Origin of the sequence: Oryzihumus sp., assembly GCF_036391795.1 — a bacterium.
Lineage (GTDB): Bacteria > Actinomycetota > Actinomycetes > Actinomycetales > Dermatophilaceae > Oryzihumus.
In genome coordinates this window covers 1-22115 of the sequence record NZ_DASVZH010000194.1, presented here as the reverse complement: position 1 = coordinate 22115, position 22115 = coordinate 1, and the positions used below count along the sequence as shown (strand labels likewise).

Genomic DNA, 22115 nt, shown 5'->3' with positions numbered 1-22115 from the left:
CACTCCACCGGCCGCGGCAGGCCCGCCGGGCGCGGCACCACGTCCACCCCGACGCAGCGCACGGCCGGGTCGAGGGCGTGCACGTCCGCGAGCAGCTCGCCCCGGCCGCAGCCCACGTCCACGAACGTCGTCAGGCCCTCCGCCCGCAGCCAGCGCACCAGTGCCCCGGCCAGGACCGGGCCCAGCCCGGGGGCTCCCTGGGCCGACGTCGCGAAGTGCCCGGCCGGTCCGGCGGGCTGCCGGTAGAGGCCGCCGGGGCCGTAGAGCGCGGCCTGCCACGCCTGCTGCCAGGGCATCGATGTCACGGGCAGCACGCTACGGCCCCCGGCGACCGCGCTAGCGTTCCGTGCGTGAGCACCCCCGAGGAGCGTCCCGCACGCCTGGAGGTCGGCGTCGTCGGCGCCGGCCGGGTCGGCGCCGTCCTGGGTGCGGCCCTGGCCCGGGCCGGGCACAAGGTCGTGGCCGCCTCCGCCGTGAGCGACGCCTCCCGGGCGCGCGCCGCGGCGCTGCTGCCCGGCATACCGCTGCTGCCCGTCGAGGAGGTGGTGGCGCGGGCCGAGCTGCTGCTGCTCACCGTCCCCGACGACGCGCTGACCGACCTCATCGCCGGGCTCACCGCGACGCACTCGTGGCAGGCGGGGCAGATCGTCGTGCACACCTCCGGCCGCCACGGGGTCAAGGTCTTCGAGCCGGCCGCCGGCGCGCATGTCATCGGCCTGGCGCTGCACCCCGCGATGACGTTCACCGGCACGGCGATGGACCTGACCCGCCTGACCGACTGCTGCTTCGGCATCACCGCGCCGGAGGCGCTGCGCCCGGTGGCCGAGGCCCTCGTCGTGGAGATGGGCGCCGAGCCGGTGTGGATCGCCGAGGACCAGCGCGAGCGCTACCACGCGGGCCTGGCGCACGGCGCCAACCACCTGGTCACCCTCGTCGCGCAGGCCATGCAGGTGCTCGGCTCGGCCGGGGTGGAGCACCCGCACCGGGTCATCGCGCCGCTGCTCAACGCCGCGCTCGACAACGCGCTCCGCCTGGGTGACGCCGCTCTCACCGGTCCGGTGGCCCGCGGCGATGCCGGTACCGTTGCTGCGCACCTGCGACAGCTGACCGACGAGACCCCCGACGTCCGCGCGACCTACCTCGCCCTCGCGCGCGCCACAGCCGAGCGAGCCCTGGCGAGCGGGCGGCTGACGGCGTCGGCGGCCGAGCCGCTGCTCGACATCCTTGCCGTCCCGAAGGAGCTCCCGTGACCACCCAGACCGCCACACCCGTCGTCGCGCGCACCCGCGACGAGCTGGCCCAGGCCCGCGCCGAGCTGTCGGCCGGCGACGTGGCCGTGGTGATGACGATGGGGGCGCTGCACCACGGGCACGCCCAGCTGATCAAGCAGGCCCGCGCCAGTGCCGAGCACGTCATCGTCACGATCTTCCTGAACCCGCTGCAGTTCGGCCCGCGGGAGGACCTCTCGCGCTACCCGCGCACGTTCGACGACGACATGGAGATCTGCACCCGTGAGGGCGTCGACATCGTCTTCGCGCCCACCCCCGACGTGGTCTACCCCGACGGCGACCCGGGCGTGCGCATCTCCGCCGGCCCGCTCGGCGCGGTGCTCGAGGGCCAGGCCCGGCCGGGTCACTTCGACGGCGTCCTCACCGTGGTCGGCAAGCTGCTGCACCTCACCGGCGCCAGCAGCGCCTACTTCGGCCAGAAGGACGCCCAGCAGCTGCTGCTGATCCGCCGGATGGTCCGCGACCTGGACTTCCCCGTCGACGTGGTGTCGGTGCCCACCGTGCGGGAGGAGGATGGACTGGCCATGTCCAGTCGCAACACCTACCTCACCGCCTCGGACCGCGAGGTCGCCCTGTGCCTGTCGCAGGCGCTCGAGGCCGGCGCCGACGCCGCCGCGGAGGGCCCCTCGGCGATCCGCCGGGCGGCCCGCTCCGTGCTGGTCAAGGAGCCGCTGGCGCTCATCGACTACCTCGTGCTGGTCCACCCGACCACGCTCGAGGACGTGCCTGAGTGGTACCGCGGGGAGGCCCTGCTCGCCGTCGCCGGACGGGTCGGCACGACCCGCCTCATCGACAACATGCCGGTCCGCGTCGGCCCCGGGGGCGGGGCCCTGCAGGTGTTCTCCGAGCACGCCGGACGCCACGAAGCCCCCGTCGAGTAGCCAAGGACGACACCCGTGCAGCGCTTCATGCTCTACGCCAAGATCCACCGGGCCACCGTGACCCAGGCGGACCTCAACTACGTCGGCTCGGTGACCGTCGACCGGCTCCTGCTCGAGGCCGCCGGGCTGCTGCCGGGGGAGCGCGTCGACATCGTCGACGTCACCAACGGCAACCGGCTGACCACCTACGTCATCGAGGGCGAGGCCGGCTCGGGCACCATCTGCATCAACGGTGCCGCGGCCCACCTCATCCAGCCCGGCGACATCGTCATCCTCATCGCCTACGCGGGCATGGACGACGCGGAGGCGCGCAGCTTCGTCCCCAAGGTGGTCTTCGTCGACCACGACAACCGGATCGTCGACGTCAGCGGAGACCCGGGCCAGGTGCCCGACGGCTACGGGCTGGAGTCCTCGGGCGTCGCGCGGTGAGCGCGACGCTGCCGCGCGGCATACCGTCGCGGCTGGTCGCCCCCGACGCCGGCTGGACGGTGTCAGCGGACGTCATCGTCGTGGGCTCCGGTATCGCGGGCCTCACCGCCGCGCTCCGGTTGCGTCAGCGGGTGGACCGGGTCCTGCTCGTCACCAAGACGGTGCTGTCCGAGGGCTCCACGCTGTGGGCGCAGGGCGGCATCGCCGCGGCCCTGGACGAGAAGGACTCCCCGGAGGAGCACCTGCGCGACACCCTCGTCGCCGGGGTGGAGGTCTGTGACGTCGAGGCCGTGCGCACCCTCGTCAACGAGGGGCCGGCCCGCGTGCGCGAGCTCGTCGCGCTCGGCGCGGAGTTCGACCGTGACGCCAACGGGGAGATCTCGCTGACGCGCGAGGGTGGGCACCACCGCGACCGCATCGCGCACGCCGGCGGGGACGCCACCGGCAGGGAGATCTCGCGGGCGCTGATCGCGGCGCTGCACGCGGTCATCGACGACCCCGGCATCCAGGTCATCGAGCACGCGCTCGTCGTGGACCTGTTGCAGGACAAGGACTCCCGCGTCTGCGGCGTCACGCTGCACGTCATCGGCGAGGGCGAGGTCGACGGCGTCGGCGCCGCCCACGCCCGCGCGGTCGTGCTGGCCACCGGCGGCATCGGCCAGGTCTGGTCGGCCACGACCAACCCGTCCGTGGCCACCGGCGACGGCGTCGCCGCCGCCCTGCGCGCCGGCGCGGTGATCGCCGACCTGGAGTTCGTGCAGTTCCACCCGCCCGTGCTCTGGCTGGGCGAGGGCTCCAGCGGCCAGCAGCCGCTGATCTCCGAGGCGGTCCGCGGTGAGGGCGCGTTCCTCGTCGACGAGGACGGCGTGCGGTTCATGCAGGGCGTGCACGAGATGGCCGACCTGGCCCCGCGCGACGTCGTGGCCCGCGCCATCGTCGACCGGATGGCCCTGACCGGCACCGACCACGTCTACCTCGACGCCCGGCACCTCGGCCGGGAGTTCCTCGAGGCGAGGTTCCCCTCGATCGTGGCGCGCTGCCGCGAGCTCGGCTTCGACCCGGTCACCGACCTGCTGCCGGTCGCGCCGGCCCAGCACTACGCCAGCGGCGGCGTGCGCACCGACCTGCACGGGCGCACCTCGCTGGCCGGGCTCTACGCCTGCGGCGAGGTGTCCTGCACCGGCGTCCACGGCGCCAACCGCCTCGCGTCCAACTCGCTGCTCGAGGGCCTGGTCTTCGCGAGCCGCATCGCCGACGACGTCGCCGCCCGGCTGGCCCGCGGCGAGCTGTCCGCCACCACCCCACAGCCGCCGTCCGGGCCGGCCGCGCTGGTGCCCGCGGCCCGGCGCACCGACATCCAGCGCGCGATGACCCTCGGCTCGGGGGCAGTGCGCTCCGGTGACGGCCTGGCCCAGACCGCCAAGACGCTGACCGTGGTCGCCGAGGACGGCGAGCGGGCCGCGCCCGGCCCGCAGTCGTGGGAGACCTCCAACCTGCTCCACGTCGGCCAGCTGCTCACCCACGTCGCGGCGATGCGGGAGGAGACCCGGGGCGGCCACGTCCGCTCCGACTTCCCCCGGCGCGACGAGCAGTGGCGCGCGCACATCCACGCATGGCGGGAGCCGGACGGCTCCGTCGCCACCTCCATCCACCCCGTCGAACCCCAGGACCTCGCATGACCGGATTCCCCGAGAAGGCCGCCCAGAGCATCGTCGACGGGGCGCTGGAGGAGGACCTCGGCGGCTTCCCCGGCGTCGACGTCACCAGCACCGCGACGATCCCCGCCGGCCAGCGCTGCACCGCCCACGTCGTGGCCCGGGCCGACGGCGTCCTCGCCGGCGCGCCCCTGGTGTCCCTGGTCTTCCGCGCGGTCTCCGAGCGGCTCGGGCTGCCCGAGGTCGACGTCGAGCTGGTGCACGAGGACGGCGACATGCTGCGCCGGGGCGAGGTCATCGCCGTGCTGCGCGGCTCCACCCGGGCGATCCTCGTGGGCGAGCGGACCCTGCTCAACCTCCTGTCGCGGCTCTCCGGCGTGGCCACCCACACGAGGCTCTGGGCGATGGAGCTCGAGGGCACCGGTGCGACCGTGCTCGACACCCGCAAGACGACGCCGCTGCTGCGCGCGCTGGAGAAGTACGCCGTCCGATGCGGCGGCGGCACCAACAAGCGGATGGGCCTCTACGACGTGGCCATGATCAAGGACAACCACAAGCTGGCCGCCGGCTCGCTGACGGCCGCGATCGCGGCGGTCCGCACGGCATACCCCGAGGTGCCTATCCAGGTGGAGGCCACGACGCTGGAGGAGGCGCTGGAGGCCGTGCAGGCCGGGGCGCGCTTCCTGCTGCTCGACAACATGACCCTCGAGCTGCTGCAGGCCACCGTGGAGACCGTGCGGGCCACCGGCGAGAAGGTCGAGATCGAGGCGACCGGCGGGCTGACCCTCGACGTGGCCCGGGCCTACGCCCAGACCGGCGTGGACTACCTCTCGGTCGGCGCGCTGACGCACTCCTCGCCGATCGTCGACATCGCCCTCGACCTCGTCGAGGGCTGACGCCGGCCGGCCGCTGGTGCCGGTCAGCCGAAGTGCGTGACGAGGCGCTCGGCGTAGTACTGCTCCCAGGGCAGGTCGGTGACCGCCTCCGTGAACTCCTGGTCCAGGCTGACCAGCTGCTGGGTCAGCTCGCTGCGCACGGGGGCCCGGCCCAGCAGCGTCGGCAGCTCCGAGAGCCGCACCAGCCAGTCGGAGTAGAACGTGGCCCAGTCGTCGTCGGCGCCGTCGGTGATCCGGTAGACCCGGTGGTGGGTCTCGGCGACCTCGTGGAGCAGCGCGCCCACCCGGTCGATCTGGTCAGCCATGGTGACCACCTCCACGCCCGAGGATCGGCGCACCCCGCGGCGCGCACACCCCCCGGATGGACGAGGACCGGCCTGCGTCAGCGGCGGCGCAGGCGGAAGCACTCGGTCAGCATCGGCAGCTCGACCATGCCGTCGGCGCCGGCCGCCCGGCGGCCGAGGTCCCGGACGCGCGCCAGCACCTCGTCGCGGTCGGGGCGGATCGCCACGAACGACCACGTGCCCGCGTGACGGGCCAGGTCCTCCGGGCTCTGGCGCATCGTCCAGCCGAAGACCTCGTGCTCGACCGGTCCGAACGCCTCGGGGAAGGCCGGGAAGTCCTGGTCGTCGGCGATGTTCTCGTGCCGCTCGACGAGGACGGAGAGCTCCTTCTGCCAGTCCACCGACTCGTCCCGGCGGTGCCAGGCCATCGAGAGCCACCCGCGTCGGCGCAGCACCCGGGCGCACTCCCGGGCCGCCGCCTCGTGGTCGAACCAGTGCCACGCCTGGAACACCGTCACCGCGTCGGCGGAGCCGTCCTCGACAGGCAGCTGCTCGGCGCTGCCGTCGCGCGGCTCGACCCGGGCCGCCACCTCCGGCTCCAGCCCGGGCAGTGATCCTCGCAACTCCCCGAGCATCCCCTCGGCCGGCTCCACGGCGGTGACCCGGTGGCCCATCCGGGCGAGCACCCGACTGCCCTTGCCGGTGCCAGCACCGAGGTCGACGACGTCGAGCTCCGTTGCGGGGGCGGGGGATCCGAGCATCCAGCGCACGGTCTCCTCGGGCCACGAGGGCCGCACCGCGTCGTACTCCGCCGCGATCGCCCCGAACGACGTGCGGCGTGCCGTGAACACCTCTCGCGCGCTCTGCCCACCCATGCGGCGCAAACTACCTCGCGAGGGGCCCAGACGCAGTTAGTACCCTTGCCGGGTGAGCGACAACCCCACCCCCACCGTGCCCGATGTCGATGTGCCTGAGCAGATCCGCGTCCGTCGGGAGAAGCGGGCGCGGCTGCTCGCCGAGGGCAGGGAGCCGTATGCCGTGGGCGTGCCCCGCACGCACACCCTCGCCGACGTGCGTGCCGGCTACCAGCACCTCGAGGCGGGGGAGGAGACCGACAACCTCGTCGGCGTCGCCGGCCGGGTCGTCTTCGTCCGCAACACCGGCAAGCTCTGCTTCGCCACGCTCCAGGAGGGCGACGGCACCCGGCTGCAGGTCATGCTCAGCCTCGCCGAGGTGGGTGAGGAGTCGCTGGCGTCGTGGAAGGCCGACGTCGACCTGGGCGACCACGTGTTCGTCCACGGCCGGGTCATCTGCAGCAAGCGCGGCGAGCTGTCGGTCATGGCCGACTCCTGGACCATGGTCAGCAAGGCCCTGCGCCCTCTGCCGACGTTGCACAAGGAGCTCTCCGAGGAGTCCCGGGTGCGCCAGCGCTACGCCGACCTGCTGGTCCGCCAGGAGGCACGCGACATGGTGCGCACCCGCGCCCGAGTGCTCAGCTCGCTGCGCCACACCCTGGAGAACCACGACTTCATCGAGGTCGAGACGCCGCAGCTTCAGCTCATTCACGGCGGCGCCGCGGCCCGTCCTTTCCACACGCACCTGAATGCCTTCGACATTCCGATGACGCTGCGGATCGCGCTCGAGCTCTTCCTGAAGAGGGCGGTTGTCGGCGGTGTCGACCGGGTCTTCGAAATCGGCAAGAACTTCCGCAACGAGGGCATTGACTCCACCCACAGCCCCGAGTTCACGATGCTGGAGTTCTACCAGGCTTATGGTGACCAGTTCACCGCCGCCGAGCTCACCCGTGAGCTGGTCCTGAATGCCGCCAAGGCGGCCGGTGTCGGCACCACCGTGGTGGACTACCGCGGCAACGAGGTCGACCTCGCTGGCGAGTGGCGCTGGCTGCCCATCGTCGACGCCGTCTCGGACGCCCTGGGCGAGGAGGTCTCCGCCGCCGAGGACGAGGACGCGGCCGCGCGCGTGCGCAAGCTCGCCGAGGCCCGCGGCATCGAGCTCCGGCCCGGCTGGGGCACCGGCGAGATCATCCTCGAGGTGTTCGAGAAGCTGGTCGAGCACACCCTCATCCAGCCCACGTTCGTGTGCGACTACCCCGAGTCCGTGCGGCCGCTGGCCCGCGGGCACCGGTCCACGCCGGGCCTGGTCGAGGCGTGGGACCTCATCATCGGCGGCATCGAGCTGGCCCCGTCCTACAGCGAGCTGGTCGACCCGGTCATCCAGCGCGATCGCCTCACGCAGCAGTCGCTGCTCGCGGCCGGCGGTGACCCCGAGGCCATGCAGCTCGACGAGGACTTCCTGCGCGCGCTGGAGTACGGCGCCCCGCCGATGGGCGGCACCGGCCTGGGCGTGGACCGGCTGGTCATGCTGCTCACCGGCAAGCCGATGCGCGAGGTCATCCTCTTCCCGACCGTGAAGCCGGAGTGAGCATGCATTCCCTCTGGCTCGCCATTGCCGCCCTGTTGCCGACCGCCGGTGTCGCTTTTCTCTTCTACCTCGTCATCAAGGCGATGATCGAGGGCGACCGGCGTGAGCGTCTCGCACATTCCCAATGGGAAGCGCAGCAGGAACATCGCGCTGAGAAACCCCATTCCGAGGATTTACCTGAGTAGAAATCTCACGTAGGGTGCGTTCGTCAATTGACGAGTCGGGAATTACTTCACTCATCCGTGATGGCAGCAATTCCTCCACCCCCTCCGGAGAAAAATATGGCACAACGCGTCGTGGTCACCCTCGAAGACGACATCGACGGTGGCGAGGCCGCAGAGACCGTGTCCTTCGCGCTGGACGGCGTCTCCTACGAGATCGACCTGTCCGAGGCCAACGCCAGCAAGCTCCGCGACGACCTCGCGTCGTGGATCGGTCACGCCCGCCGCGCCGGCGGACGCAAGAGCACGTCCACGGCCCGTCGCAGCGGCGGCAGCCGTGGTGGTCGCGACCTGTCCGCGATCCGTGAGTGGGCGCGCAAGAACGGCCACACGGTGAGCGACCGTGGTCGCATCTCCGCCGAGATCCAGGCCGCCTACGACAAGGCCCACGCCTGAGCCGACCCGGCACCGCGACGGCGCCCGACCCCCACCCGGGGCGGGCGCCGTCGTCGTCCACGGGGTGTGACTGGGTGGGGCCCGATCGGCGGCGACTGCGCAATACGTCTCAGTCGGCACGGTCGCGGGTATGGGGGCATCCAAGCGAGGTGACCGATCACCGGGGGCGCTGTTGGAGCCGGCTCGCACGGCTCCTGAGCGAACGCTGACTTCTCCCGCCATTGCTTTCGCTGTCCGACGACATCCTGGCGCTCCGGCGTCTTCACGGCGCCCGGTAAGCAGGCGCGAGGCACGCTCCCGACTTGCGCACCGAGGTGCACTCCATGCTGTACAGCGCGATCACGGTTGCCAGTTGAGGTTGTTCCTGACCGAGTCCTCCCCGGCCTGGACGCGGCTGTGGTCGCAGTCCCGGCGCTGGTAGCGCAACGGCACCTGGGCCGAGCGCTCCCCATGCTGACTTCGCCGCACGCGGGGCGTACGACCCGACGCCGTCAAAGGTGGTCATCGACACCCACCCGGCCCGTGGGCCGCCCAACTGCTGGTTCATCTCCCACGACCCCGGCGTCCTCCACCGCCGCCCAGGGCGCCAAGCCCAAGGCTGCGGTCGATATGACCCGACTCCTCGTCCGCGCGCATAGCCGTGCCAGCCTCGCCCCATTCGGTGCCATGGCCAGTGGAGGTTGCTCAGGTTCGCTCGGGCCGCCAGCCTTGGGCTCGCCAAGTCGTTTGAGAGCACCACTGCCTCCGCGACGGGCTGGCTCCAGGACGTATGCATTGCAGCCACGATCCGGCATCTCTCACGTGACCAGACCCGCCGCCGCTCCCTCCGGTCCGGCCGCCTGACCCGTTTGCTTTCACGACGTCTACAGCACGGTGCCTTGTCGGTGGTGTCCGGCACCATTTGGTGAGTGCCCGTAGCCGCTACCCGTGACGACGCCTTGCTGGTGTCGCACACCGGGGTGCCGCTGTCCCGGCCCACGACGTTGCGGTTCACCCTGGACGTCAACCGCGAGCAGCATCAATGGCTGCTCGCGCACGCGGGCGCGTCCCGACTCGCGTTCAACCACCACCTCGGCCGGGTGAAGGCGAACTTGGGCCAGCGCACCGCCGAACGCAGTTACGGCATCGCGGACGAAGACCTGACCCCGTCGCTGTCGTGGAGCAGGGTGGAATTCATCAACCACATAAACGCCTGGAAGGACGGCCGTTCCCCAGACTCACCAGTGTCCGTCGACGAGGACGGGAACAAGGTCCTCGGCCTGCCCTGGCGGCATGAAGTGTCGACTGACGTGTTCGAAACCGCCTCGGTGAACGCCGCGCAAGCGCTCGGGAAGTGGGCCGCCTCGAAGGAGGGTGCCCCGGCGGCCAAGGCCGGTCGCCGCGTCGGGTTCCCGCGGTTCAAGTCGCGGCACCGGACCACGCCGGCTTTCCGGCTCCGCGCGAAGTACCAAGAGGGCGCTGCAGCCGCGGTGCGCCCAACCGGGCCGAAGACGATGCGGTTTCCCAAGCTGGGCGAGCTCCGGACTCGCGAGTCCACCCGGCAACTGCGGCGGATGCTCGAACGCGGCCGCTTCCACGCCTTCGCCGCCAGCTTCCGGTTCGAACGCGGCCGTTGGGTCGTCTCGGTGACCGGGGTCGCCGCGCCGTTGCACCACGCCCGCCGCAGCCAAACGGGCAGGCACCCGGCCCGGGTCGGGGTGGACCTGGGCGTGAAGACCTTGGCGGTCATCGCCGACGAGACCGGTCGTGTGCTTGACATGGTCGAGGGGGTGAAAGCACTCAAGCACGCCCAGGTGGGCCTTCGGCTGGCCAACAAGGCGCTCGCGAGAACCAAGCGAGACTCGGTCGGCAGGTCGAAGGCAGCGCGACGCCTGGGCAGGATGCACGCCCGCGTCGCCGCCGTGCGGAAGGCTCTGCTGCACCAGCTCACCGGTGACCTCGCCAAGGGGTACACCTGCGTCGTTGTCGAAGACCTGAACGTGGCCGGCATGCTTGCCAACCGTCGTCTGGCGCAGGTGGTCTCCGACGCCGCGTTCGGGGAGGTGCGCCGGCACCTTGGGTACAAGACCGCCTGGTACGGCACCGAGCTCGTAATCGCCGACCGGTGGTTCCCGTCCTCGAAGACTTGCTCCGGGTGCGGGACCGTGAAGGCCGACCTGACGTTGTCCGCCCGGGTGTACCACTGCGACGCGTGCGGCCTGGTCATCGACCGGGACATCAACGCCGCGGTCAACCTGGCCCGCTACGCGCCGTCCCCGACCACCCTGCCACCACCGGTGGCCGCCTGACGTCCGTACAGCGTCTGCACCCGGATGGGCCGGGGGAGAGCCGACCGCCACCCTCCAGTCTTGGGGCGCTGGGTCGGAACCGAGGCAAGACCAGCCGCCATGGTGCGGCAGGCGCTCGGACGGCAACCAAGCACCACCGCCCCGAAAGGGCGATGGTCAAGGGGAGCCGGTGTGCTCCCGAAAGGGACACACCCAGTGAGAGGGTCGGGCCATGACCCCGACCGGCACCGACGGCGACCGCGACCTGGCGCTGTCGCTGGTCTCGTCACGGCTGGGCTGGATGGACGTGCTCCCGGCGGGGCACGGCAGCGCCCTGCCGTGGTCGTGTGCGCACGTGCTCGACGCCCAGGACCGCGGAGAGGACCCCACCGCCCCCTGGCGGCAGGCCCTCGCCGACACGACCACCCGGCAGCACCGTCAGGCGCCACCACCGGCGATGCCGGCCGCCTTCGTTTTGCTGTGGTACCTCGACGTGCTGGCCAACCCGCTGGCCTTCGCCGCGGCGCTCGGCCCTTGGGTGCTCGACGTGAGCCCCGGCAACGTGCGCTTCGACCTGCAGACCGACCAGCACTACCCCGAGGCGGCCTCCTTCGGCACCGGCGACCTGCGCCTGGTCGCCGACCCGGCGCAGCGGCGGGAGGTGGCCCGGCAGCGCTACCTCGCCCACGCCGGGCGCTTCGTCGAGGGTTACCGGCCCGGGGTGAAGATGAGCTCGCGCCAGCGGCTCGGCGCCGTGCAGGACGCGTGGGAGATCGCCTGCCGCCGGGCCGCCGAGGCGTGCCTGCCGCCGCCGGCACCCGCCCCGAGCAGGCGGGTGTCCTGCTGCTTCATCTTCACCCTGCCCGGCGCGAGTACCTGCGCGATGTGCCCGCGGCTCAGCCGGCCAGCTGGGCGCTGAACACGTCGCCGTCGCGGGCCACCCGCGCCAGCACCTCGTCGATGTCCAGCTGGCGCAGCGCGTCCCGCTCCGACGCGCCCCGCTCCACCTCGGCCCACGTCCGCGGCGCCGCCACGGTCGGGGTCTCCCGGCCGCGCATCGACCACGGGCAGATCGTCGTCTTGGCCGCGGTGTTCTGGCTCCAGTCGAGCAGCACCTTCCCGGGCCGCAGCGACTTCGTCATCTTCCAGACCACCTGGTCGGGGTGCTTCCTGGTCAGGTCCTGGGCGATCTGGCGGGCGACCTCCCGGATGGTGTCGGCGTCCTCCTCGCCCGGCAGCGCGGCATAAAGCTGCATGCCCTTGCTGCCGCTGGTGACAGGGGCGCTGCGCAGCCCGATGGCCTCCAGCCGCTCGCGCACGTCGAGGGCGACCTGGGCGCACTCGTGCAGTCCGGCGGGGGAGCCGGGGTCGAGATCGATGACCATGCGGTCCGGCGGCAGCGGGTGGCCGCCCTCGTCGAAGCGCCACTGCGGCACGTGCAGCTCCAGCGAGGCGAGGTTGACCAGGTAGGTCAGTCCGGCGGTGTCCTCCACGACCGGGTAGCGGATCGTGTCACCGCCGCCGCGCGAGCCGGTCGAGGACACGGTGACCGTGCGCAGCCACGACGGCGCCCCGCCGGGCAGGTTCTTCTCGAAGAACGACGGCCCGGACACCCCGTGCGGCCAGCGGATCCGGGTGACCGGCCGGTCGGCCAGCAGCGGCAGCAGCACCGGGGCGATGCGCGCGTAGTAGTTGAGCACCTCGCCCTTGGTCGTCTCCGTGGCGGGGTACATCACCTTGTCGAGGTTGCTCACCTGCAGCCGCCGCCCGTCGACGGTCACCGCCACGGCCTCCTTCTCCGGCACCCCTCATCCCTCCGTCTCGAGCAGGTCCGTGGGTGTCAGGTCCGCCCGCAGCCCCTTGTATGCAGGCTGCCTGAGCCGTCCGCCGTGCGTCGCCCCCAGCGCGGTCACGTCCACGACGACCTCCGGGCGCACCCACCGGGTCCCGTCCGCGTCGATCCGCGGCACCTCGTCGGCGAACGGCGAGGTGGCGGCGCCCAGGGGCCCCAGCTGGTCGAGCAGCTGCACCGCGGCCCGCCCGGTGAGGCCGCTGCCGACGCGGCCCAGGTAGCGCAGCCCGGTCGCGGTCGGCTGCCCGACGAGGACCGCGCCCAGCCGCCCGGTGTTGGTCGTCTCCGGCCGCCACCCGCCGACGACCACCGAGTCGGTGGCGCGGTGGGGGAACTTCAGCCAGTCGGAGCTGCGCCGGCCCGGGTGGTACCTCGAGGACAGCTTCTTGCTGACGACGCCCTCCAGGCCGTTCTCGCGGGTGGCCTCCTGCAGCAGCCGCCCGTCGTCGTAGACGGGGGGCACCTGCCAGTGCGCGCCCTCCAGCCCGACCCGTTCGAGGGTGGCGCGACGTTCGGACAGGGTGCGGGAGGTGAGGTCCACGCCGTACAGGCGCAGGATGTCGAAGACCATGAAGGTGACCGGCCGGACCACGGCCAGCGCGGCGGCCCGGCGCCGGTCCTGCACGTGCATCCGCTCGGCCAGCGCGGTGAACGAGGGGACGCCGCCCTCCAGGGCGACGACCTCACCGTCGAGCAGGGCGTCCTCGGTCTCCAGCGCCAGCCCGGCCAGCTCGGGGAAGGTCGCCGTGACGTCCTTGCCGGTCCGGGAGGTGAGGTGCAGCTGCCCCTCGTGCACGTCGGCGAGCACGCGCATGCCGTCCCACTTGACCTCGTGGACCCACGAAGGACCGGCCGGGATGGCCGTGCCCTGACTAGCCAGCATGGGGCGCATGGGTCCATCCTGACCGAAGGGAGCAGCAGACAGGTGTGAACTCGCCACCTGCGACGAGGAGGTCTGGCGTGCGAGCCATCTGGAAGGGGGCAGTGTCGTTCGGGCTGGTCAACGTGCCCGTGCGGCTCTACTCGGCCACCGAGAACCACGACGTGCAGTTCCGCCAGGTGCACCGGGAGGACGGCGGGCGGATCAAGTACCAGCGGACCTGCAGCCTCGACGGCGAGCAGGTCTCCTACGACGACATCGCCAAGGGCTACGAGACCGAGGACGGCCAGATCGTCGTGCTCACCGACGAGGACATGGCCGATCTGCCGACCCGCAGCTCCAAGGAGATCGCGGTCGAGAAGTTCGTGCCGGCCGAGCAGATCGACCCGATGCTGCTCGACCGCTCCTACTACCTCGAGCCGGACAAGACGGCGACCAAGCCCTACGCCCTGCTGCGGGACGCGCTCAAGGCCTCCGACCGGATGGCCATCGTGACCGTCTCGATCCGCACCCGCATGACGATTGCGGTGCTGCGTGTGCGCGACGACGTCATCGTCATGCAGACCATGCTCTGGCCGGACGAGGTCCGCTCCCCGGAGTTCGTCGGGCTCGGCGACGCCGAGAGCGAGGCCAAGCCGGCCGAGCTGGCGATGGCCAACATGCTCGTCGAGTCCCTGGCCGGCGACTACGACCCCGACGACTACGAGGACGACTACCAGCAGGCGGTCGAGGCGCTGGTCAAGGCCAAGCTCGAGGGCGGCGAGGTGCAGGAGGCGCCGGCGGCCAAGGACACCTCGGGCGAGGTGGTCGACCTGCTCGCGGCCCTGCAGCGCAGCGTCGAGCGGGCCAAGGCATCCCGGGGCGAGCCGGTCGAGGAGGCCGAGCCGAAGGAGAAGCCGGCCGGCAAGGCCCCCGCCAAGAAGGCCGCGGCCCGCAAGGCTCCGGCCGCGACGAAGGCCGCCAAGCGCGCACCGGCGAAGAAGGCGGCCGCCCGCAAGTCGGCCGAGGAGAAGCCCCGCAAGAAGGCGGCCAGCTGACCGATGCCCGAGGGACACACCCTGCACGCCCTGGCAGGGAGCATCGACCGCGCCTTCGCGGGCACCGCCGTGACCGCGTCCAGCCCGCAGGGCAGGTTCGAGGCCGGCGCCGCGCTGCTCGACGGCCGGGTGCTGCGCGAGGCGACCGCGTGGGGCAAGCACCTGTTCGCCGAGTTCGACGGTGACGCCTGGCTGCACGTCCACCTCGGCCTCATCGGCAAGTTCGCCGTGCACTCCCGCGCCGGCCAGGACCGTATGCCGTCCGCGCACGTCCCCGTGCAGGGCCAGGTGCGGCTGCGGCTGCTCAACGACGCGTGGGTCGGCGACCTGCGCGGCCCGAACCTGTGCGCCGTGGTCACCCCCGACGAGGTGGCGGCCGTCCATGCCCGGCTCGGCCCGGACCCGCTGCGGCCCGACCCCGACCCGGGCCTGGCCTGGCGGCGGATCTCCCGTTCGACCCGTTCGATCGCCGAGCTGCTCATGGACCAGGCGGTCGTCGCAGGGGTCGGCAACGTCTACCGCTGCGAGCTGCTGTTCCGGCACCGGGTGGACCCGTTCCGTCCCGGCCGGGAGATCCGCCCGGCCACGTGGCGGGCGATGTGGGACGACCTCGTCACGCTGATGCCGCTCGGGGTCGCGGCCGGGCAGATCCTCACCCGCCAGGACCAGGTGGATGCCGCGCTGGCGCAGCTGGCGCGCGGGGAGCGTGTCACCGCCCCGGAGCGCTCCTACAACGTCTACAAGCGCACCGGCGAACCGTGCCGGGTCTGCGGCTCACGGGTCCGCACGCAGGTCGTGGTGGGGCGCAACCTGTTCTGGTGCGGCCGCTGCCAGCGCCGCCGCTGAGGCGGGCACCCGGCATACCGCTCAGTCCTGGCTGACCGTCGTTCCGCGCAGGACCGGCCCGGCCAGCAGGGTGGTCACCGCGCTGGGGGAGCTGTCGCCGAGCAGGGCCTGGACGACCTCCTGCTCGGCCTGCGTCCCGGCCATCCCGGAGTCGGCCTGGGTCAGCCCGACGGCGGGGAACCCGCTGCCGACCGGGGTGGTCGAGGGTTGCTCGAAGCTCATCCCGGGCGGGACGTAGCCGGCCTGGCCGCAGTGCTGCGCGAGCTCGGCGAACTGCTGGCGCCAGTCGGGGTGGCTGCGCTTGTAGTCCCCGATCGGGTCCGAGCTGTAGCCGTAGAGGTTCTGCGTGCCGTCGGGGAAGTGCTTGCTCGGCAACGGCTCGGCCTGGCTGCTCGGCGGGCAGGGGAGCAGGCCGCACCCCGGCGGCATCGACCCCCAAGCCGGCTCCTCGCCGGGACGGTAGGGCTCGCGCGGGGTCACCACCTCGAGGGTGATGTGGAAGGTGTGCTGGGAGAAGGCCTGGCTGATCCGGGGTGTCCACGTGGTCAGCGCCTGCGCCATGCACGGGTACTCGGGGGAGTAGCGGGCCAGCGTCGTCAGGGTGGGCTCGCCGACCCGCCCCAGCTGGATGATCCGCTCCCCGTTGGCCTGCAGGAACCCGGTGGCCGTGTCGGCGAAGCCCGCCGTGCCGGCGAGGAACCCGGCGAGGGCGTCCTTCTTCTGCACGAGCGTGGCGTTGGTGGTGACCAGGGAGTGCAGCATCCGCAGCAGGTCCGGCGCGGCATCGGCGTAGGTGGAGGCCACGTCGGCGAAGGCGCTGATGTCGACCTGGATCGTCGGCATCGACGGGTTGAGCGCCCTCAGGTAGCGGTCGGCCTCGACGAGGTCGGTGCCCAGCTGGGTGCCGCGACCCTCCAGCCCGGTGGCCAGCGCGTTCAGCGTCGCGGCGAGGCGCTCGGGCTGCACCGTGCGCAGCAGCGGCAGCAGGTCGTCGAAGACCCGCTCGAGCTCGATGGCCACGCTGCTGCGGTCCTGCCCGATGGTGTCGCCCTCGCGGATGGGGCGCCCGGCCGGGCCGGCGGGCGGGACGAGCTCGACGTAGCGCTCGCCGAAGAGGGTCTTGGGCAGCAGCCGTGCCTGCACGTTGGCCGGCACCTGCCGGGCCTGGTCCGGGTCGAGGGCCAGGGTGAGGACCGCCCCGTCACCGGTGCTGGTGATGCGCCGGACCTGGCCCACGAGCAGGCCGCGCAGCTTGACGTCGGAGTGGTCGCTGAGCTGGCTGCCGGCCCGGTCGGCCCGCAGGGTGACCATGACCGCGGGGGTGAACCGCTGCTGGTAGGCCGCCACGGAGGCCCCGACCAGCAGCGTGACGACCAGGATGAACGCCACTCCTGCGGCAGGCTGACCCCACCGTGCGGCCCGTCTCCCCTGCATGCCCGCTCCCTGTCGCCGGTGTCAGCGGGTCAACGACGGCACCCGCCCGGAGGGTATGCCGGCCGGTCGCCGCAGTGCCCGGGCCGCGGCACCGCTGCGGGCGAGCAGCCACGCCAGGATGCCCAGCTCGAGCGCCGAGACGAGCCCGAGCACGCCGTAGCCCGCGGTCCAGTACCAGCCGGGCAGGTTCGTGCGCTCCTCCCGGCGCAGCACCTGCTCGTCGTTGACGAAGGCCGCCTGCGAGCCGCTGGACACGCGGATCTCGGGCTTGCCGATCTGCGGGTCGGCGGGCATGTGCACCGGGAGCGACAGCATGTCGTGCAGGCCGCGGTGCAGGCGGAGGGTGCTCTTGTACCGCCCGTCGAGGCGCAGCGCGAACGGTGTTCGCCAGACGCCCTCGGAGACCCGCACCATCGGCGCGATGTGCGTGTGGCCGCCCTGGAACGAGGTGCCGATGAACCACGTCGCCTGGTCGGCGGCGTCGGCCGGCTGGAGGTGCACCGTGACCACGGCCGACTGCGACGACCCGGCCTGGGGTGCGAGGTCGACCTGGGCACGCACATCCGGCGCGGCGCTGCGCGGCACCGCGATGGCCAGGGGCACCAGCACCGCGATGAGTCCGACGGCCGCGAGCTGGTGGCCGCGGCGCACCGGGGGAGCGGAGCACCCCTCGGTCCCGGCCACCTCGTCGAGGCGGGTGGCGACCCAGGCGGCGACCAGGCCCGCACCGACGCCCATGACGACGCCGAGCCCGATCGCCGGGGGAAGCAGCGAGGACGGCCAGGGGATCGGCATCCACACGTGCGACCACGCGTACTCGGCGAGGACCCCCAGGACGCCGACGAGCGCGCCCGCGACGGCGCCGAACCGGAACCGCCGACCGGTGCCCAGCGCCAACGCGGTGCCCTCGACGAGGAGGGCCTCGACCACGTACGGCGGGAAGTGGGGCATGACCCGGTCCAGCGGCCCGGCGACGACCGCGGTGATGGCGCCGCGGACGACGAGGTAGACCACCAGCGCGCCGAGGGCGCTGCCCGGGCCGCGGCGGGCCCGCGTCAGGACCAGCGGCAGCACCGTGCCCAGCACGAGCAGCAGCGGATGGTTGAGCAGCGGGAACTGAGGCACGCCGTAGTCGAACTCGGTGGCGAACAGCTCGAACGCGATGAGCAGCGCACCGCCGGTGACGATGTCGAGCAGGGTGTAGCGCCACCGCGGCCCGCTGACCTGCACAGCCTCGGCGCGCATCAGGAACAGCGCGAACAGCGCGATGACGGCGCCGCCGATCATGAGGATGTGGGTGGGGCCCCACAGGGTGACGTCCTCGCCGAAGATGCGGTGCCAGGTGTCGTCGAGCGGGAAGCCGACCAGGGAGAACGTGCCGCACACGACGACGAAGACCCCGCTGAGCGGGAGGCGCCAGCCCGGGCGCAGCCGCAGCGCCCCGGCGGGCAATGGGCGGGCGGCGAGGGCGCAGGTGATGACGCCGGAGGCCATGACGCCGAGCAGGCCGAAGAAGATCGGGTAGTGCGCCGGAGTGCCGAACGGGCCTTGGTCGCGGCCGTGGTCGATGTGGAACGAGATGTCCCACCACACGCCGAAGCCGGCGGTGAGGATCGCGGCGGTCTGCACGAACGGGCTGACGGCCGCCCAGCGGGGCGTGCCGTCGAGCCCGGCCACCCGGTCGGCCAGCGCCCCGAGGAGGGTGCGGTGCCCGGTGCGTTCGCGCAGCACCAGCCACGCGAGCGCGGCGTAGACCACGGCGACCACCCCCACCACGAGCGCGACCTGGGAGGCCTCGGCGACGCCTGGCGCGGGGGCCGCGGCGGCCGGGGTGATGAGGGCTGGGGTATCTGACATCGAGAATGTCACATAACAGATGTTGCAAGTAGGATGGAGCACTGTCAAGGGAAGGGTGCCGATGACCAGCAGCCAGGGGCCGCGCGAGGGCGAGCTCACGATCGACCAGCTCGCCGCCCGGACCGGTATGACGGTCCGCAACGTCCGCGCCTACAGCACCCGTGGCCTCATCCCGCCGCCGCGGCTGGTGGGGCGCACCGGCTACTACGGTGCCGAGCACGTGGCCCGGCTGACCCTGGTGCGCGAGATGCTCGACCAGGGCTACACGCTCACCGCCGCCGAGCGGCTGCTCGCCTCGGCGCCCTCCTCGGGCGCCCAGGCGCTGGGGCTCTACCACTCGCTGATGTCCCCGTGGGACAGCGAGCCGGAGGTCCTCGAGCCCGAGACGCTCGCGGCCCAGGCGAGGGTGGTGCACGACCCGACCGTGGTCGACCGGCTCGTCGAGATGGGGCTGGCCGAGCGGCTCGAGGACGGCCGCCTGCGGATCCCCAACGCCGGGCTGCTGCGCGCCGGTCTCGAGGTGATCGGCCTCGGCATCCCGGTCGAGGACGTCCTCACCCTGGTCCCGGGGCTGCGCCAGCAGGCCGGGGCGGTCGCCGAGTCCTTCGTCGAGCTGTTCCGCAGCACGCTCTGGGCCGACTTCATGGCCGCCGGGATGCCCGAGAGGGAGTGGCCGAGGATGCAGGAGAAGGTCGAGGCGATCATCCCGCTGGCCGGCCAGGCGCTCGTCGCGGCGTTCCAGGAGGCCATGCGCGGCGCCATCGAGCGCGCCATGGGGGAGGAGCTCGGGGCCGCCGGAGGGCACGCGGCCGGGGCCTGACTATCTGACATTCATCGTGTTACATTCCTGACGTCACATCACCCGCGACGTCAGGAGCGAGCGTGACCCCAGCCCTCACCGCCATCAGCTCGGTCCCGCTGCATGGCATCGGTGGACGCGGTGACCCGGCCGTGCCGGTCTGGCTCGCGGCCTATGCCGCCGGGTCCGCCGTGGCCGTCTCCTTCTTCGGCCTGGCCGCCTTCTGGTCCTCGCCCCGGTTCGAGCAGCCGGGTCCCGGTCGGCCGCTGCCGGCGGTGCTTGCCGCGGTGGTCGGCTCGCGCGCCGTGCGGCGGGTGCTGCGGGGGGTCACCCTCCTGGCGCTGCTGCTCTGGCTCGCCGCCGGCTGGCTCGGCCCGGATGACGCCGACGGCAACCTGGCCCCGACCTGGTTCTACGCCTGGTTCTGGGTCGGGCTCGTCCCACTGTCCGTGCTCGTCGGCCCGGTGTGGCGGGCCGTCAACCCCGTGCGCACGCTGGCCTCCGCCGCGCGCCGGGTGGTCACCGTCCGGCTGCGGCCGGTGCCGCGTGGGTGGGCGCACTGGCCCGCGTTCGCCGGTCTGGCCGCCTTCGCGTGGCTGGAGCTCGTGCCGGAGTGGTCCGCCGAGCCCCGCGTCGTGGCGGCGTTCGGCTCCGCGTGGGTGCTGGTCCACGCGGCCGCCGGGACGTGGTTCGGGCCGCAGTGGTTCGACCGCGGTGACGGGTTCGAGGTCTACTCCGGGCTGCTGGCCCGGCTCTCGCCGCTGTCGCGTGACGAGGACGGCCGGCTGGTGCTGCGCAGCCCGATGGCCCACCTGGCCGGGCTGCGTCCCGACCGGAGCCTGACCGCGGTGATCTGCCTGCTGCTGGGCTCGACCGGCTTCGACGGCCTCTCGCGCTCGCGGCCGTGGCGGCACGCGACGGCAGGTCTGGGCGGCCCCGCCCACCTGGTGGTCTACTCGCTGGGCCTGGTGGCCTGCGTTGCCCTCGTCATGCTCGTCTTCGCGGCGGCCACCGCGGCGGCGGCCCGGCACCGGACCCGCGGCGGCCTGCCCCAGGACGGTATGGCCCGCCGGTTCGCGCACTCCCTCGTGCCGATCGTCGTCGGCTACGCGGTCGCGCACTACGCGACCTTCGCGGTGACCCAGGGCCAGCTCGGCTACCTGCTGGCCACCGACCCGTTCGGGCGCGGCTGGGACCTGCTCGGCACCGGCGGCTCGGTCGCCGTCGACCGTGCCGTGATGTCGCCGGCGGTCACCTCGCTGGTCCAGGTCGGTGCGATCGTCGCCGGCCACGTGGTCGGGGTGGTCGCCGCGCACGACCGGGCCGTCGCGACGTTCCCGCGCCGCTCCCTGCGCCCGGCGCAGTACCCCCTGCTGGCGGCCATGGTGGCCTTCACCGCCGGCGGGATCGTGCTGGTGACGGCACCATGAGGCGCGCGGTCCTCACCCCGGTCCGGGTGCTCACCCTGGGGCACTACGGCGGCCTGCCGGAGGCGGCGATGGTGCTCGGGCCGTTGCTGCTGGTCGGCTCGTTCCTCGCCATCGCGCGCAAGGGCGACGCCCACGCGGATGACGACGACGAGGACGACCTCGACCTGCCCTCAGGGGATGAGGCGTGACAGGCCGTGCCAGACGCCGCCCATGACCAGCTCGGTCGCGTCGTCGGCGCTGACCGGACGCTCCTGCCGGGCCCGCCAGATCGCCAGGCGCTCGCAGGCACCGACCACGACCTCGGCGTAGCCCTCGAGCAGGGTGGCCGGCACCGCGTCGAGGCCGGCCCGCTGCTGCAGGGTCCGCACGATGAACGCCGTCTGCTGCCGGCGGATGCTCTCGACGCCGGCGGCCGCGGAGGCCTGCATCGCGCCCTCGTGGGTGATCAGCGCGAACGCCGAGGCGTGCTCGTCGATGAACCTGAAGAACGCTCCCACGCCCGCCCGGAACTGCTCCTCCACCGACGACCCTGCGGGCACCGCCTCCCAGGCCGCCTCGGTCGCCTGGAGCAGCTGGCTGCGGGCGCCGGCCACGCAGGCCGCGAGCAGGCCCTCCTTGGAGCCGAAGTAGCCGTAGATCATCGGCTTGGTCACGCCCACCCGCTCGGCGACGTCCTCCATCGTCGTGGCCTGGAAGCCGCGCTCGGCGAACACCTGCTCGGCCACGGCAAGGATCTGGGCCTCCCGCTCGGCACGGGGCATCCGGGAGCGGGTCGCGGGCGTCGCCTCGGGGCTCATGCCCGGATCCTAGCCGCTCCCTACCGCCGGTAACTTACTCGTGGTAAGTTCCCCCGCCATGAGCACCCGGCACACCGTCCGCACCGACGACGGCACCCCGCTCGCCGCCTGGGTCGACGGCCCCCACGACCGCCCGAGCGCCACCGTCGTCCTCGCCCATGGCTGGACGCTGGACCACACCTCGTGGGACCGGGTGGCCGGCGCCCTCAGCGCCGCCGACCCTGCCCTGCGCGTGGTCCGCTACGACCAGCGTGGCCACGGCGCCTCCGGCCGAGGCACCCGTCGGCCCACCATCGGCCGCCTCGGCGACGACCTCGCCTGCGTCGTCCGCGAGCTCGCCCCGTCCGGGCCGCTCGTCCTGGCCGGGCACTCCATGGGTGGCATGTCCATCCTGGCGATGGCCGGCCGCCACCGCCGGGTGGT

Annotated in this window: 23 protein-coding genes and 1 pseudogene; 16 read left to right on the top strand and 8 right to left on the bottom strand. The window is 72.9% G+C overall.

Annotation, left to right across the window (positions count from 1 at the left end; genetic code table 11):
• A pseudogene (locus VF825_RS11870) lies at nucleotides 1-305 on the bottom strand (hypothetical protein); the annotation flags it as partial.
• Nucleotides 306-350: 45 nt separating this feature from the next.
• Here VF825_RS11870 and VF825_RS11865 point away from each other — a divergent pair.
• From VF825_RS11865 to nadC, 5 genes are read left to right on the top strand one after another with little or no spacing between them, the layout of a single operon-like run.
• On the top strand, nucleotides 351-1250 hold the full coding sequence (locus tag VF825_RS11865; protein ID WP_331113497.1) for a Rossmann-like and DUF2520 domain-containing protein: 900 nt from the start codon (nucleotides 351-353) through the stop codon (nucleotides 1248-1250).
• Nucleotides 1247-2170, top strand: coding sequence for a pantoate--beta-alanine ligase (gene panC, locus VF825_RS11860; RefSeq protein WP_331113495.1), 924 nt, complete (start codon nucleotides 1247-1249; stop codon nucleotides 2168-2170). The genes VF825_RS11865 and panC overlap by 4 nt, the downstream gene beginning before the upstream one ends.
• 15 nt (nucleotides 2171-2185) lie before the next feature.
• Nucleotides 2186-2599 (top strand): aspartate 1-decarboxylase, encoded by a 414-nt coding sequence (gene panD / locus VF825_RS11855; RefSeq protein WP_331113493.1) that lies wholly within the window; start codon nucleotides 2186-2188, stop codon nucleotides 2597-2599.
• A complete protein-coding gene (locus tag VF825_RS11850) occupies nucleotides 2596-4278 on the top strand; it encodes an L-aspartate oxidase (RefSeq protein WP_331113491.1) in 1683 nt (560 codons plus the stop codon). The genes panD and VF825_RS11850 overlap by 4 nt, the downstream gene beginning before the upstream one ends.
• Nucleotides 4275-5150 carry a carboxylating nicotinate-nucleotide diphosphorylase gene (gene nadC / locus VF825_RS11845; RefSeq protein WP_331113489.1) on the top strand — a complete coding sequence of 292 codons (876 nt, stop codon included), beginning with the start codon at nucleotides 4275-4277 and terminating at the stop codon, nucleotides 5148-5150. The genes VF825_RS11850 and nadC overlap by 4 nt, the downstream gene beginning before the upstream one ends.
• Nucleotides 5151-5173: 23 nt before the next feature.
• Here nadC and VF825_RS11840 read toward each other — a convergent pair whose 3' ends face one another.
• Together VF825_RS11840 and VF825_RS11835 are read right to left on the bottom strand one after the other, a co-directional pair.
• The gene (locus VF825_RS11840) at nucleotides 5174-5455 is read right to left on the bottom strand and encodes a hypothetical protein (RefSeq protein ID WP_331113487.1); all 282 of its coding nucleotides are present in this window, start codon (nucleotides 5453-5455) and stop codon (nucleotides 5174-5176) included.
• A gap of 77 nt (nucleotides 5456-5532) precedes the next feature.
• Nucleotides 5533-6309: a class I SAM-dependent methyltransferase gene (locus tag VF825_RS11835; RefSeq protein ID WP_331113485.1), complete on the bottom strand. Its 777-nt coding sequence runs from the start codon at nucleotides 6307-6309 to the stop codon at nucleotides 5533-5535.
• A 52-nt stretch (nucleotides 6310-6361) separates the two neighbouring features.
• On the opposite strand from VF825_RS11835, the gene lysS reads away from it, so the two are divergent.
• The 5 genes from lysS to VF825_RS11810 all read left to right on the top strand — a co-directional run bounded on the left by lysS (nucleotide 6362) and on the right by VF825_RS11810 (nucleotide 11679).
• Nucleotides 6362-7876, top strand: coding sequence for a lysine--tRNA ligase (gene lysS, locus VF825_RS11830; RefSeq protein ID WP_331113483.1), 1515 nt, complete (start codon nucleotides 6362-6364; stop codon nucleotides 7874-7876).
• A gap of 2 nt (nucleotides 7877-7878) precedes the next feature.
• On the top strand, nucleotides 7879-8061 hold the full coding sequence (locus VF825_RS11825; RefSeq protein WP_331113499.1) for a hypothetical protein: 183 nt from the start codon (nucleotides 7879-7881) through the stop codon (nucleotides 8059-8061).
• Between the two features lie 96 nt (nucleotides 8062-8157).
• Nucleotides 8158-8493, top strand: a complete 336-nt coding sequence (locus VF825_RS11820; protein WP_331113481.1) for an Lsr2 family protein — start codon at nucleotides 8158-8160, stop codon at nucleotides 8491-8493.
• Between the two features lie 944 nt (nucleotides 8494-9437).
• Nucleotides 9438-10781, top strand: coding sequence for an IS607 family element RNA-guided endonuclease TnpB (gene tnpB / locus VF825_RS11815; RefSeq protein WP_331113479.1), 1344 nt, complete (start codon nucleotides 9438-9440; stop codon nucleotides 10779-10781).
• A 211-nt stretch (nucleotides 10782-10992) separates the two neighbouring features.
• On the top strand, nucleotides 10993-11679 hold the full coding sequence (locus VF825_RS11810; protein ID WP_331113477.1) for a (2Fe-2S)-binding protein: 687 nt from the start codon (nucleotides 10993-10995) through the stop codon (nucleotides 11677-11679).
• Here the strand turns inward: VF825_RS11810 and ligD (VF825_RS11805) are convergent.
• Both ligD (VF825_RS11805) and ligD (VF825_RS11800) read right to left on the bottom strand, forming a co-directional pair.
• Nucleotides 11657-12565, bottom strand: a complete 909-nt coding sequence (ligD, locus tag VF825_RS11805; RefSeq protein WP_331113475.1) for a non-homologous end-joining DNA ligase — start codon at nucleotides 12563-12565, stop codon at nucleotides 11657-11659. The two genes, VF825_RS11810 and ligD (VF825_RS11805), sit on opposite strands and share 23 nt — an antisense overlap.
• Nucleotides 12566-12568: 3 nt before the next feature.
• The gene (gene ligD, locus VF825_RS11800) at nucleotides 12569-13504 is read right to left on the bottom strand and encodes a non-homologous end-joining DNA ligase (RefSeq protein ID WP_331113473.1); all 936 of its coding nucleotides are present in this window, start codon (nucleotides 13502-13504) and stop codon (nucleotides 12569-12571) included.
• A gap of 68 nt (nucleotides 13505-13572) precedes the next feature.
• Between ligD (VF825_RS11800) and VF825_RS11795 the strand changes: the two genes are divergently transcribed.
• Nucleotides 13573-14529, top strand: coding sequence for a Ku protein (locus tag VF825_RS11795; protein WP_331113471.1), 957 nt, complete (start codon nucleotides 13573-13575; stop codon nucleotides 14527-14529).
• Between the two features lie 3 nt (nucleotides 14530-14532).
• Entirely contained in the window at nucleotides 14533-15375 is an 843-nt protein-coding gene (locus VF825_RS11790) for an Fpg/Nei family DNA glycosylase (RefSeq protein ID WP_331113469.1), read from the top strand.
• Between the two features lie 21 nt (nucleotides 15376-15396).
• Here VF825_RS11790 and VF825_RS11785 read toward each other — a convergent pair whose 3' ends face one another.
• Nucleotides 15397-16809 (bottom strand): MCE family protein, encoded by a 1413-nt coding sequence (locus VF825_RS11785; protein WP_331113467.1) that lies wholly within the window; start codon nucleotides 16807-16809, stop codon nucleotides 15397-15399.
• A gap of 21 nt (nucleotides 16810-16830) precedes the next feature.
• Entirely contained in the window at nucleotides 16831-18666 is a 1836-nt protein-coding gene (locus VF825_RS11780) for a hypothetical protein (protein ID WP_331113465.1), read from the bottom strand.
• A gap of 61 nt (nucleotides 18667-18727) precedes the next feature.
• Here VF825_RS11780 and VF825_RS11775 point away from each other — a divergent pair, with 61 nt between their 5' ends.
• The 3 genes from VF825_RS11775 to VF825_RS11765 all read left to right on the top strand — a co-directional run bounded on the left by VF825_RS11775 (nucleotide 18728) and on the right by VF825_RS11765 (nucleotide 21083).
• A complete protein-coding gene (locus VF825_RS11775) occupies nucleotides 18728-19486 on the top strand; it encodes a MerR family transcriptional regulator (protein ID WP_331113463.1) in 759 nt (252 codons plus the stop codon).
• 62 nt (nucleotides 19487-19548) lie between these two features.
• Nucleotides 19549-20895: a hypothetical protein gene (locus VF825_RS11770; RefSeq protein ID WP_331113461.1), complete on the top strand. Its 1347-nt coding sequence runs from the start codon at nucleotides 19549-19551 to the stop codon at nucleotides 20893-20895.
• Nucleotides 20892-21083, top strand: coding sequence for a hypothetical protein (locus tag VF825_RS11765; protein WP_331113459.1), 192 nt, complete (start codon nucleotides 20892-20894; stop codon nucleotides 21081-21083). The genes VF825_RS11770 and VF825_RS11765 overlap by 4 nt, the downstream gene beginning before the upstream one ends.
• Here the strand turns inward: VF825_RS11765 and VF825_RS11760 are convergent.
• Entirely contained in the window at nucleotides 21066-21692 is a 627-nt protein-coding gene (locus tag VF825_RS11760; protein ID WP_331113457.1) for a helix-turn-helix domain-containing protein, read from the bottom strand. The genes VF825_RS11765 and VF825_RS11760 overlap by 18 nt on opposite strands.
• A 58-nt stretch (nucleotides 21693-21750) precedes the next feature.
• Between VF825_RS11760 and VF825_RS11755 the strand changes: the two genes are divergently transcribed.
• On the top strand, nucleotides 21751-22115 hold a 365-nt coding region (locus VF825_RS11755), incomplete at its 3' end, for an alpha/beta hydrolase (protein WP_331113455.1).